This window comes from Mycobacterium sp. (genome assembly GCF_019247615.1).
GTDB lineage: Bacteria > Actinomycetota > Actinomycetes > Mycobacteriales > Mycobacteriaceae > Mycobacterium.
The window spans coordinates 1-11567 of sequence record NZ_JAFBAT010000299.1; the positions used below are offsets into that span (position 1 = coordinate 1).

11 protein-coding genes and 3 pseudogenes are annotated in these 11567 nt (G+C 65.1%); 6 read left to right on the forward strand and 8 right to left on the reverse strand.

What is annotated here, in order from left to right:
* Window positions 1-309 (forward strand): annotated as a pseudogene (locus JO059_RS20980) (TetR family transcriptional regulator); the annotation flags it as partial.
* A 56-nt stretch (window positions 310-365) separates the two neighbouring features.
* Window positions 366-491: pseudogene (locus tag JO059_RS20985) on the forward strand (steroid 3-ketoacyl-CoA thiolase); the annotation flags it as partial.
* Window positions 492-498: 7 nt separating this feature from the next.
* Here the strand turns inward: JO059_RS20985 and JO059_RS20990 are convergent.
* A complete protein-coding gene (locus JO059_RS20990; protein ID WP_293322316.1) occupies window positions 499-1731 on the reverse strand; it encodes a cytochrome P450 in 1233 nt (410 codons plus the stop codon).
* Between the two features lie 186 nt (window positions 1732-1917).
* Here JO059_RS20990 and JO059_RS20995 point away from each other — a divergent pair, with 186 nt between their 5' ends.
* From JO059_RS20995 to JO059_RS21005, 3 genes are read left to right on the forward strand one after another with little or no spacing between them, the layout of a single operon-like run.
* On the forward strand, window positions 1918-2466 hold the full coding sequence (locus tag JO059_RS20995) for a helix-turn-helix domain-containing protein (protein ID WP_293322318.1): 549 nt from the start codon (window positions 1918-1920) through the stop codon (window positions 2464-2466).
* 54 nt (window positions 2467-2520) lie between these two features.
* Window positions 2521-3099, forward strand: a complete 579-nt coding sequence (locus JO059_RS21000) for a TetR/AcrR family transcriptional regulator (RefSeq protein WP_293322320.1) — start codon at window positions 2521-2523, stop codon at window positions 3097-3099.
* Entirely contained in the window at window positions 3096-3920 is an 825-nt protein-coding gene (locus JO059_RS21005) for a hypothetical protein (RefSeq protein ID WP_293322323.1), read from the forward strand. The genes JO059_RS21000 and JO059_RS21005 overlap by 4 nt, the downstream gene beginning before the upstream one ends.
* A 38-nt stretch (window positions 3921-3958) precedes the next feature.
* Here the strand turns inward: JO059_RS21005 and JO059_RS21010 are convergent, their stop codons facing one another.
* From JO059_RS21010 to JO059_RS21030, 5 genes are all read right to left on the reverse strand, one after another.
* Window positions 3959-5254, reverse strand: a complete 1296-nt coding sequence (locus tag JO059_RS21010; RefSeq protein WP_293322336.1) for a fatty acid desaturase — start codon at window positions 5252-5254, stop codon at window positions 3959-3961.
* Between the two features lie 98 nt (window positions 5255-5352).
* On the reverse strand, window positions 5353-6498 hold the full coding sequence (locus tag JO059_RS21015; protein ID WP_293322326.1) for a ferredoxin reductase: 1146 nt from the start codon (window positions 6496-6498) through the stop codon (window positions 5353-5355).
* A gap of 139 nt (window positions 6499-6637) precedes the next feature.
* Entirely contained in the window at window positions 6638-7105 is a 468-nt protein-coding gene (locus JO059_RS21020) for a hypothetical protein (RefSeq protein WP_293322339.1), read from the reverse strand.
* A 48-nt stretch (window positions 7106-7153) separates the two neighbouring features.
* Window positions 7154-8020 carry a polyphosphate kinase 2 gene (gene ppk2, locus JO059_RS21025; protein ID WP_293322328.1) on the reverse strand — a complete coding sequence of 289 codons (867 nt, stop codon included), beginning with the start codon at window positions 8018-8020 and terminating at the stop codon, window positions 7154-7156.
* A 43-nt stretch (window positions 8021-8063) separates the two neighbouring features.
* Window positions 8064-9482 (reverse strand): wax ester/triacylglycerol synthase family O-acyltransferase, encoded by a 1419-nt coding sequence (locus tag JO059_RS21030; RefSeq protein WP_293322330.1) that lies wholly within the window; start codon window positions 9480-9482, stop codon window positions 8064-8066.
* Between the two features lie 199 nt (window positions 9483-9681).
* Here JO059_RS21030 and JO059_RS21035 point away from each other — a divergent pair, with 199 nt between their 5' ends.
* Window positions 9682-10224, forward strand: coding sequence for an Rv3235 family protein (locus tag JO059_RS21035; RefSeq protein WP_293322332.1), 543 nt, complete (start codon window positions 9682-9684; stop codon window positions 10222-10224).
* Between the two features lie 27 nt (window positions 10225-10251).
* Here JO059_RS21035 and mddA read toward each other — a convergent pair whose 3' ends face one another.
* Together mddA and JO059_RS21045 are read right to left on the reverse strand one after the other, a co-directional pair.
* Window positions 10252-11007, reverse strand: coding sequence for a methanethiol S-methyltransferase (gene mddA, locus JO059_RS21040; protein WP_293322334.1), 756 nt, complete (start codon window positions 11005-11007; stop codon window positions 10252-10254).
* 140 nt (window positions 11008-11147) lie between these two features.
* Window positions 11148-11567, reverse strand: a pseudogene (locus JO059_RS21045) (preprotein translocase subunit SecA); the annotation flags it as partial.

Here is an 11567-nt window from a genome sequence, read left to right on the forward strand (position 1 = left end):
CAGCTCGCCAAAGACCAGTACTTGAGTCTGGTACTTCAGCCCGGCAAGGCCAGCGCCTTCACTGCTGGGGTGACCTCGGATATGGCCATCGCCTTTGGCCGGACGATGCTGCAACGTTTCGACGTCGATTGGGAAGCAGCAGGATTCAGCGATGACAAACTTGACGAGCTAATCGAAATCATGCTGCGAACGCTTCAATCACTAATCGTGGACCCTGGACGCCCACCGCGCACGGGGACGGCGTTGCGGAACTTCCTTGAAATGTGGATCGCACCATCGGTACGCGCGCACGTCGCCGCGACGCGATAAGCAGTCATCAACCAACCAATGCGCGGGTGGAGGCGATGCAACGTAGCGCGCTCAGGCCCGTCGTGCTGGCCTGGGCGCAGGACACCGGGGCCGACCTGGCCAAGACCAACGTCAACGGCGGCGCCATCGCCATCGGCCACCCGCTGGGCGCCAGCGGTGCCCGCATCATGACGACAACGCTCCGTACGTTCAACCGCAGACAAGTTCCAGGCGTTCGAGGCGGCGGACCAGCAAGCTCGGGAGCCAGCGACCTGTCTCGGCGGCCGCGATGGCCGAAGTGCGTTCCAACAGTTGACCTATCACGACCTTGGCCTCCAATCGGGCGAGCGCGGCTCCGACGCAGAAGTGGATGCCCTTGCCAAAGGTGATGTGGCCCTTGCCCGCCGGGCGGTCGAGTCTGAACTGTCCGGGATCCTCGAAGTGCGACGGGTCTCGGTTGGCGGCTCCCCACAGCAGGAGCAGGCGTGAGCCCGCTTGCAATTCGACGCCGCACAATTCGGTGTCGTTGACGACGTGCCGGTAGTGGCCCCGGAAGGGCGGCTCATAGCGCAACACCTCTTCGAGGAATGCGCCGAGGAGGTCTGGTCGCTCGCGAAGTTGCTGCTGGACATCGGGGTGCGTCGTGAGAAGCCAAGCAGCCGAACCGATGAGGGAAGCCGTGGACTCACCGCCCGCACTGAACAGCGTGATCATCATGGCGAGCGCGACGAGTTCGGACAGTTCGCCGGTCGCACAGGCCACGGCGAGATCACCCAGGAGATTGTCTTGTGGGTCGGCTGCCGCCTGTTCGAACTGTTCGGTGATGTAGGCGCCGAGTTCCATCACCGCGACCCCGGCGGCGTCCATCTGCTCCTGCGTCACCAGCCCTTCGACGACTTGGGTGGCGGAATAGCCCCATCGGATGAGCTTGTCGATATCGCTATCGGGAACCCCGATGATCCTGCCGACAATCATCATCGGTAGGCGGTTGGCCATCGCACTCATCCATTCGATGCGCGCACCTTGGGCACCCTCGTGGACATTGGCGTTCCATAGACGATCGGTGGTGTCGGTGATGAACGATTCGAAGGCGCGAATGCGCTTGGCGGCCAGTTGGGGCAACAGCGCCTTTCGGTGGACTGAATGAGCCGGCTCGTCGGCGGTCGCCAGAGCTTGGGTTGGTCCCCCGAGCTCTCCCATCACGAACGGAGTCACCGTGCCGCCGGGCTGATACATCATCGTCGCGGTCAGGTTCGACGAGAAGTCATCGCACCGCGCGACGGCCTCGTTGACCGCCTGCCAACTGCTCACGGCGTAGAAGTCGGAGTCACCGATGCGATGGACGTGCCCGGTCTCATGCATCTGCTCATAAAGCGGATGCGGGTTTTGGATGTACTGATCGTCGAACAGCGCGATGCCGAGGCCGCCGTCCACCGATGTCATTTCTTCAGGCTGAGGCTAAGTACGTGCGACGTCAACGATGGTCGGAGAAGTTGCAACCTCGCGCCCGCATCCCACTGGCGCTTGCATCTCGCCGAGGCGCCCCTACCTCGGCGGATATTGAGACGATCTGCTCGTTTCGTCTCAGATCTGAGAAGATACAGCGTGAAGGACACGCGGAGGTGGCACATGGCTCGCAACGATTGGGTTGTCGGTGGCGACCGACAAACGGCGGCGGCCGATCGCATCTACGAAGCCGCGACCGACATGGCAGTCCGCGAAGGCCTGGACGCCTTCGACGTCGACACCTTGGCAGCACGGCTGCACTGTTCGCGAGCCACCATCTACCGCTACGCGGGCGGAAAAGCCCGGATACGCGACGCCGTTCTCATGCGCCTGGCGGCGGGCATCATCGACACCGTTCGAGATGCCGTCGTCCGATTGAGCGGCCCCGACCGAGTCGTCACCGCGATCACCGTGGCGCTCGAACAGATCAGGTCGGGCCCGATGCGACGGCTGCTGCTAAGCGCCAGCCAGTTTCCAGATCTGCATGAGTTGCATTCTTCGCCGGTTCTTGGCCATCTCGCCGCGGAGCTCACCGGAATCACCGACGACGACCCACAAGCGGCGCAGTGGATCGTGCGCCTGGTCGTGTCGTTCGGGTACTGGCCGATGGCGAACAGTCGGATCGAACAGCAAATGATCAAGCGATTTGTTGCACCAGCATTCACTTCGTAGTTCGCTGACGCTCGTCATTGACGGTCGTCAGCGAAACGGCGTACGGTAGCGTGCATGGACCCGCCACGGGGCGTCCGCGAGGCCCGACGACTCGATACCCGAACACGCTTGTTTGACGCAGCCGTGGCCGAGATCTCGCGGCGCGGGTTTGGCGCCGCTGACGTCAGCGCCATCGCCGCCGCCGCCGGCGTGGTGCGCGGGACGTTCTACTTCCACTTCCCCTCCAAGGAGCACGTCCTCATCGAGGTCGAGCGCAACGAGGAAACCCGCATCGTCAGTGAGCTCGGCGACGCCAAAGGAGATCTGACATCGGTGCTTTCACAAGTGGTGCATCACGTGCTCAGCGCGGAACGCCGCTTGGGCGCAGTCGTTTTCCGCGACATGCTCGGCTTGCACTTCTCCTCCACTCGCCCGGTCGAAGACGAGTTGGCGCAGCACCCACTCGCGCAGTTCCTGGTGCGCGTGATCAGCCGGGCACAGGAGGCGGGACGCGTCTCCGCGGACGTGGACGCATCAGAACTGGCGACATTCTTCCTTACCGGGCTGTTCGCGCTGTTGGCCACCGGGGCACCCGACGCCGCGCTGTTAAGTCGTTACGTGACAACGATTGTCAACGGGATGGAGAAACGATGAATCACACGGGCATCGAGGGCTACCGGGATTTCCTGGTCAGGCGCGACGGCGACGCCGACCTGCTCAACAGGCGCTTGGCGAATCGAGAGCGATTCTTCGAGCAGCTCGAGGCCAACCCCGTGCGGTCGGCTCACCCAGCCGATCGGCCGACCTTCCTTCGCAATCTGCGCCGGCGTCGGCCTGAGCCGGGTCTGGACCGCAAAATGCTCTTCCTGCTGGCAACAGCCAAACTCAACCAGGCCGAGCGGTTCGGCGTCGGACTCGGCGAAACGTACGGACGAAACAGCGACGAGAGTCTCCCGCCCGAGAACGTCTACCTCGAATTGGAAGAGCACTACCACACACGGCTGCTCGCATACGCGCTCGACACCTTCGATCTGACCTTTCAGGTAGTCCCGCCGCCTTTCGTGATGCGACAGTTCGTCAAGACGGGTGTGTTCCTCCCGCAGCGGCTCGGGTTCGCGTTCGTCGGAGCCGCCGAGATGGCCGGCTGCATCATGTTCGACGAACTGCGCCGCGTCGGCAGCGAATTGTTCGCCGACGAACCCGCCGTCACCGAACGAATAGAGCTGCTCTACAGCGAGATCCTCACCGACGAGATCGGCCACGTCGGCTACTGCGCAGCTCGCTGCACACCCGTCGAGCGGGCGATCATGCGTCGAATCTATCCACTCATCGGACGACTCTTCGCCCGTCAAACGGCGGAAATCAGCCTGCTCGTCGACCCTAAGGCATTGCACGCACGACTCGACCGGCCGTTCGATGTCGAAGAACTCACCGCAGAGCTGGACAACGAAACCTACCTCGTCGCCCACCCCTGACGGCAGGCGCGAACGTGCGCTGAGAGCGAAATTCGAGCCTAGGCCGCCAAGCCGTCGGCGTCTCTGATCGCTTGCGCTGCTTGCTTTTTGGCGCGCCTGTCCCTCCGCCAGCTCCGCACCGTGGCGATGGCGGTCTTCAGACCGCGCCGGCGTCCGGTCGCCGGATCCGTGCCCCCGAAGCCGGGGCCCAGTTCGTCGAACATCCGCTCGCTGCGGGTTTCTGGCGCGTCGTCGGCGCCGGCGAGCAGGTACTCGTTCGGCAGCGAGAGCTTGGCCAGGGTGCGCCACGTCCGACCGTATTGCATCAGGAATGAGCCTGTGGTGTAAGGCAAGTCGTACTTGTCGCAGACCTCGCGCACCCGCAACGAGATCTCGTGCAGCCGGTTGCTCGGCAGATCGGGGTAGAGGTGGTGCTCGATCTGGTGGCACAGGTTGCCGCTCATGAACCGCAGCACCGGCCCGGCATCGAAGTTGGCACTGCCCAGCATCTGACGCAGGTACCACTGCCCACGGGTCTCGTCGATGATGTCCGTTTTCGTGAACTTCTCTGCCCCGTCGGGGAAATGACCACAGAAGATGACGGCGTTGGCCCACACGTTGCGAATCACGTTGGCGGTCGCGTTGGCCGTCAGGGTGGACCGGTAGGTCGCTCCGGGCGACAGCGAGGTCAGCGCCGGGAAGGCGACATAGTCCTTGAGCACCTGGCGACCGGCCTTGGCCAGGAACTCGTCGACCCGTTGCCGAGCATCGTCGTTGTCCATGCGTTTCTTGACGATCTTTCCGAGCTCCACGTGCTGCAGGCCGACGCCCCATTCGAAGAGGAGCGCGAGCATGGTGTTGTACAGCAAGTTCAAGACGTTGAAGCGCTTCCAGCGCTGGTCGCGGGTGACGCGCAACAGGCCGAAGCCCACGTCGTCGTCCATTCCGAGAATGTTGGTGTACTTGTGGTGCACGAAGTTGTGGGTGTAGCGCCAGTGTTTGGAGGAGCCGCTCATGTCCCACTCCCACGAAGTCGAGTGGATCTCCGGGTCGTTCATCCAGTCCCACTGGCCGTGCATGACGTTGTGGCCGATCTCCATGTTCTCGATGATCTTGGCCGCGGCCAACGTCACGGTGCCGGCCCACCACGCGGAGCGCCGGGAACTCGCGGCCAGCAGCACCCGGCCGGCCACCTCCAGCGCGCGTTGCGTCGCGATGGTGCGACGGATGTAGCGGGCGTCCTTCGCGCCGAGAGAATCTTCGACATCCTGGCGGATGGCATCAAGCTCCACGGCCAGGCTTTCGATGTCGGCGTCCGTCAGATGGGTGAATACGTCGATGTCGGTGATCGCCACCGTGTTCATCTCCCTGCGGTCGTGTGTCCGTATCGAATACCAGTTACAAACCTACGCTATCGTAAGCTACGAAGTCGTAGGTTACTTGTTAGTAGCCTCTAGATGTCAATCACGCAGTCACCGGAGGCGGCCGACACGCAGGTCTGGATCCGGGAGCCGGGGTCGTGTTCGGCGCCGGTTCGCAGATCGCGCACGTGACCTTCCAGCAAGCCGACAACGCACGACTGGCAGATGCCCATCCGGCATCCGAAGGGCATCTGCACACCGGCGCCCTCACCGGCGTCCATCAGCGAAGTCGCGGCGTCGGCGGCCACCGTCCGCCCGCTGCGGGCGAACGTCACTGCTCCCCCGGTCCCGGCGGGTGCGGCCTTGGACACCGCGAAGCGCTCGAGGTGGAGCCGGTCAGCGATGCCCGCCGACGACCAGACCTTCTCGGCCTGGACGAGCATGCCCTCCGGCCCGCACGCCCAGGTTTGGCGCTCGCGCCAGTCCGGCACCTCGCGTTCGAGCGCCGTGAGGTCGAGCCGGCCCTCTTTGCGCGTCTCTCGCACCCGCAGACGATAGCCGGGCTGGTCGGCCGCCAACTCCGTCAACTCGGCGAGAAACATCACACCTGATTCGGTCGGCGCCGAATGCAGGTGCATGACGTCGCCGATTTGCTTGCGGCGCACCAGTGTTCGCAGCATCGACATCACCGGCGTTATCCCGGACCCGGCCGTCAGGAACAGAATCGACGACGGAGCCGGCTCGGGCAGGACAAAGTTGCCCTGCGGTGCGGCCAGCCGCACGATCGTTCCCGGTTCGACGCCCGCCACGAGGTGGGTGGACAGAAAGCCCTCGGGCATGGCCTTGACGGTGATGGTCACGGTGCGCGGTGCGCCGGAACTGTCGGCCGGGCTCGAGGTCAGCGAATACGACCGCCAGCGCCAGCGTCCGTCGACCAACAGCCCGATTCCGATGTACTGGCCCGGCTCGTAGTCGAACCTAAAGCCCCAGCCCGGTTTGATCACCAGGGTCGCGGAATCTTCGGTCTCGCGGCGCACCTCGAGGATGCGCCCCCGCAATTCCCGCGCGGACCAGAGCGGGTTGGCCAGATGCAGGTAGTCGTCGGGCAACAGCGGTGTGGTGATCCGCGCGGCTAACTTGCGCAGCACATGCCAACCGGGATGCTCGTCGCCGCCCGTGATCACCGGGCGCTTGGTATCGACGACATTGGCGCTCGGCGCGGCATTTTTCTTGCTCATGGGAAGCTCCTGCTGACTGCGGCGCCGGGGCTCCCGCTCACAAAGTGGAGCCGGTTGTCGCCGCGCACAAAACCTACGGTACCGTAACCTACGGTGGCGTATCGAGGCTCGCGCGCCAGGTTTGCGTCACATTCCCGCATCAGAGCAGGTCAAGCAGGAACGGCAGTTCCTGGTTTGCATACCACGCGAGGTCGTGGTCCATTGCGTCGCCGACGGTCAGGTCGGCGTCTTCGTCGCCCAGGTCGGCGGCGTCGATGACCTCAATCGCCTGGACGACGGCCGGCTCGGCCGCGGCATTGTCGATGTAGGCGGCGATTACCTGGTCCATGCCGACCGGCGCGGCGAGCCTGACGACCGCGTCGTCGAGATCGGGACGGTAGGTGACGTCCTCGACCTCGGCCGCCAGCACCGCGCGCCGGGGCGGCAGGGCGGACTCGTCTTCGGCTGCCAGCAGTCGCAGCGACGCCAGCGCAGCCTCGCGCAGCGCCACCTCGGCGAGCTCGTCGTCGTCACCCTCGGCATACGCCTCGCGCAAGGTCGGCGTCACCGCGAAGGCGGTGCCGTTCACCGGCCGCAGCGAGCCCTCGGTGACGAGGCGCTGCAACATTGCCAGGGTGGCCGGGACGTAGACCTGGACCGCGGGCGCGCCCACAGCTCAACGCCCGATCAACGTCGCCGCATGGTCGTCGACGTAGTTGGACAACTCACGAGGCGGGCGCTGATAGTTTTCGCTCACCACAGGATGTTTGGGCAGCTTGACCTTCGGCCGGCCGACGTCGTAGTACTCGATGCTGGACAGCAGATGCGCCATCATATTGAGCCGCGCGTGCTTCTTGACGTCGGATTCCACGACATACCACGGGCTTACGGGGGTATCGGTGTGCACCATCATCTCGTCCTTGGCGCGCGAATAGTCCTCCCACCGATACAGCGATTCCAAATCCATCGGGCTCAGCTTCCATTGCCGCACAGGGTCATTCAGGCGGGCGCGGAACCGGCGCAGCTGCTCGGCCTCGGAGACGGAAAACCAATACTTCCGCAGCAAGATCCCGTCATCGATCAGCATTTGCTCGAAGATCGGCGTCTGCCGCAAGAACAACACGTACTCTTGCGGCGTACAGAATCCCATCACCTTCTCGACGCCCGCCCGGTTGTACCACGACCGATCGAACAGCACGATCTCGCCCTTGGCGGGCAGGTGGGCGATGTAGCGCTGGTAGTACCACTGGCCGCGCTCCCGATCGCTCGGGGCGGGCAACGCAGCGATCCGGGCGACGCGCGGATTCAGGTATTCGGTGATCCGTTTGATGGTCCCACCCTTACCGGCCCCGTCACGGCCTTCGAACAGGATTACCACTCGCGCACCGGCATGCCGCACCCACTCCTGCAGCTTCACGAATTCCGTTTGTAGGCGGAACAATTCGGTCCCATAGAGTTCGTCAGAAATTTTGCGAGTGGCTGACTTCGTCGACTTCTTTTCGGCTGTCTTTCCCGGCGTGCCGTCATTTTTAGCGGTGCTCACATCAACGAATGATAGATCCACTCAGCCATTTTCATCCCGACTACTACCGAGAAGCTTCAAGCAGTTCCTCAAGCGATTGGCTCAACAGCCCGGGCAGCAGATCAACGTCGCTCATGGCGTCGCGATCGGCATTGATCCCGAAATACAGCATGCCGTTGTAAGACGTCACACTGATGGCCAGCGCCTGATTGTGCAGCAGCGGAGGGACGGCATAGGTCTCCAGCAGTTTCGTGCCGGCGATGTACATCTGCGACTGGGCGCCCGGGGCATTGGTGATCAACAGGTTGAACGTCCGCTTGGTGAAGCTCGGGTAGCTGGTGGCGACCCGAATACCCATAGCGTGCAAGGTGGGCGGTGCAAAACCCGACAACGTGATGATGGTTCTGGCGTCGACCAGGCTGGCAGCCGTCGGGTTGGTTTCGGTGGCATGCGCGATCTGCGACAGCCGCACCACCGGGTTCGGCTCCCCGACCGGCAGATCGACCAGATACGGCGTTACCTGGCTGATCGCTTGCCCGGGGCCGGCCGAGTCTAGTTGGCCATTGGCGTAGACGGACAGCGGTGCCATTGCGCGGACGGTGGCCGTGGGTGAGACCGCCACCCCGCGCGACATCAACCAGTTGCCCAGCGCGCCGGCCACCACGGCCAGCACCACGTCGTTGACGTCGCAGTCGTAGCGTGCACGAAGGGTGCGATAGTCGTCGAGGTTGCCGCGGGCGACGGTGAACCGCCGGTTGCGCGAAACGGTCGCGTTGAGCGGGCTGCTGGGGGCCGTTCCGCGCGCCACCGCGCGCGCAATGTCGACGAAGCGGCGGCCCGCGTCGAGCAGTTCGCCATAGTTGGTCGCCACTCCGGCAAGCGCCGACCCGACGGCCCGCAGCTGCGTGCCCGGGCCCACCAGCCAGTCGCCGATGGCACCCAATATCAGCCGGGTGTTTCCCGGATCCCGTTCCGGTATCCAGATGTCTTCTGGGAACGGCGGTGGGCGCCGCGTCCGGTCGACGATGACATGACCGATCTCCTGGGCGGTCATGCCGTTGATCAGCGCCTGGTGCGATTTGGTGTACAAGGCGACCCGGTTCTTGGCCAGGCCTTCCACCAGGTACATCTCCCAGAGCGGCCGCGATTTGTCCAGCGGGCGGGCGGCCAGCCGGGCGATCAGCTCGTGCAGCTGCTCGTCACTGCCGGGCGTCGGCAGCGCCGATCGCCGCACGTGGTAGGTGATGTCGAAGTCGGCGTCGTCGATCCACACGGGCCGGGCCATGCCGATCCGGACTTCCCGGACCTTCTGCCGGTAGCGCGGTATCTGGGGCAGCCGCTGTTCGATGGTGGCCAGCAGCGTCTCGTAGCTCAATCCGGCCCGGGGACGCCGCAGGATGGACAGCGAACCGACGTACATCGGGGTGGCCGTGTTCTCCAGCCGGTAGGAAGAGGCGTCTGCCGGGGACAACCGGGTCACCATCGCGGCGCGGGCCTCCTCATCAACTCGTCGTCCGTTTCGCTTACTGGACCCCGTAGGGCCCACCAGGGCGGGTACCGCCCACCGTAATAGCCCGGTCGGCCGCAAGGTCGGCGTGGGTACGCGTCGGCTCGAGATGTGCCATGATGACCACTGCTGACCACTGCCTGTCACTCTCCAGCAGGCGCCCACCACCACCTCAATGACTGGAGAGTGCGCGTTGGACATCTTCGCGGTGACGCCTGTCGTCGACTACGAGCCGCCCCGACGGGACGTCGCCCGTTGCCGGCCATCCCGCGCGACGGGGCGTGCCCGCGCCCATGTTCCCCGCAGGCCGTGCGCCGCACTACCGGGCGGGGCACCGCAGGCGGTGACGACGGAGGCCGCGGTCACGTCGGCGCCGATGCGCCAGGCGGCCGCCTTCGCAGACGCCGCGCTTCGCCGGGTGCTGGAGGTCATCGACCGCCGCCGTCCGGCCGCCCAGCTGCGATCCATGCTGGCGCCCGAGCTGCTGGACTCGGTGCTCTCGATAAGCCGGTCGGCAGTCCGACCGGGTCGCGAGGGCGCCGGGGTGCTGCGCCGGATGCGGCTGCAACCTTCCGGGTACGGCGATCCGGATACCGCCGCGGAAGTGTTTGGGTCCTACAGCCGCGGCGGGCGAATTCATGCCATCGCCTGCCGCGTCGAATGCCTAACCGCCGGCGGCCGCAGCCGCTGGCAGGTGGTGGCGCTGCACATCGGCTGACTCGATCACCGGCCGCGCCTTTGAAAGCTATTGGTGGGCAACCGTTTCGGTAGGTCGCCGGCGGGGGCGTGGGATCAGCATCGGGACGTCGCGGCGGTAGTCGCGGTACTGGTCGCCCATCGCCGCGACGAGGCTGCGCTCCTCGATGCGCAGGGCGATCAGGATGTATCCCGTCATGGCGATCGAGAACAGCAGGTGCCCGGCCGTCATGGTGGGCGCCGCCCAGAAGGCGATCAGGAATCCCAGCATGAGCGGGTGGCGCACCAGCCGGTAAAACATCGCGGCGCGGAAACCCAGCTCCGTATAAGGCTTTCCGCGCCACGCCAGGTACACCTGCCGAAGGCCGAACAGGTCGAAGTGGTTGATCATGAAGGTCGACGCCAATACGATCGCCCACCCCAGCCAGAACAGGGCCCACACCACCATCCGAGCGCCCGTCAGCCGCACATCCCACAGCACCGCGGGCATCGTTCGCCATTGCCAGTACAGCAGCACCAGGACGACGCTGGAGAACAACACGTAGGTGGTGCGCTCGATCGACGGCGGCACGAACCGCGTCCACCACCGCTTGAACCCCTGCCGCGCCATGACGCTGTGCTGAGCGCCGAACAGGGCCACGAGCGCCACGTCCACAGCGACCGCCTGGCCGATCGGGGCTGCGATCGCGTGATCGACGCTCCGCGGCACCAGGATGTCGCCGACGAAGCCGATGAGGTACAGGAAGGCCAGCAAGAACAGCAGGTAGCTCGCGGCGCCGTAACCGACGATCAGATGACGCTTCATACCGCAAGTGTCCGCCCCGCAGGCGTCATGGCGCATGAGTCATTTGAGCCAACTTTGTGTCGTGCCGGGCTAGTCAATTCTGACTAAGCCACCGAGAGTGCGGCCAGCCGCACTTTCGGCGACCGGCCACGCAGAGTGGGCTAGCGCCTCTTCACCGATTTCGGCGGCTTGGCGCCGCGGCCCTGCCGCCGCGCGGCCTCACGCCGCTCGCGCCGGCTGGCTCCGGCGGGCACGCCGGCCGGCGTCTTCTCCGCGCCACCGCCGTTGCGTTGCACCTGCGCCGAACCGTCCTCGGACGGCCCGGAATACGTCAGCGCCGGCGCCTCGTTGTCAATCCCCTTGGCGCGCAAGGTGCTTGGGGCCTCCTCGCGAGCCGGGGACGCGGCGTCCGCACCGTCCGGCTCGCCGGCCGTCCCCAATTCGGCCAGGCCTTCGGGCATTTCCACCGGGGCGACCTGCGGGGCCGGCACTCTTTCGATGGTCACGTTGAACAAGAAGCCGACCGACTCCTCCTTCATGCCGTCGAGCATGGCCATGAACATGTCGTAGCCCTCGCGCTG

Bases quoted from the DNA above. Each gene is read 5' to 3' on its own strand.
- mddA (WP_293322334.1), bottom strand. From the start codon at position 11,007: ATGAAGCGTCATCTGATCGTCGGTTACGGCGCCGCGAGCTACCTGCTG.
- JO059_RS21020 (WP_293322339.1), bottom strand. From the start codon at position 7,105: ATGTTGCAGCGCCTCGTCACCGAGGGCTCGCTGCGGCCGGTGAACGGC.
- JO059_RS20990 (WP_293322316.1), bottom strand. From the start codon at position 1,731: ATGACATCGGTGGACGGCGGCCTCGGCATCGCGCTGTTCGACGATCAG.
- JO059_RS21035 (WP_293322332.1), top strand. From the start codon at position 9,682: ATGACTGGAGAGTGCGCGTTGGACATCTTCGCGGTGACGCCTGTCGTC.
- JO059_RS21015 (WP_293322326.1), bottom strand. From the start codon at position 6,498: ATGAGCAAGAAAAATGCCGCGCCGAGCGCCAATGTCGTCGATACCAAG.
- JO059_RS21000 (WP_293322320.1), top strand. From the start codon at position 2,521: ATGGACCCGCCACGGGGCGTCCGCGAGGCCCGACGACTCGATACCCGA.
- JO059_RS20995 (WP_293322318.1), top strand. From the start codon at position 1,918: ATGGCTCGCAACGATTGGGTTGTCGGTGGCGACCGACAAACGGCGGCG.
- JO059_RS21030 (WP_293322330.1), bottom strand. From the start codon at position 9,482: ATGGTGACCCGGTTGTCCCCGGCAGACGCCTCTTCCTACCGGCTGGAG.
- JO059_RS21005 (WP_293322323.1), top strand. From the start codon at position 3,096: ATGAATCACACGGGCATCGAGGGCTACCGGGATTTCCTGGTCAGGCGC.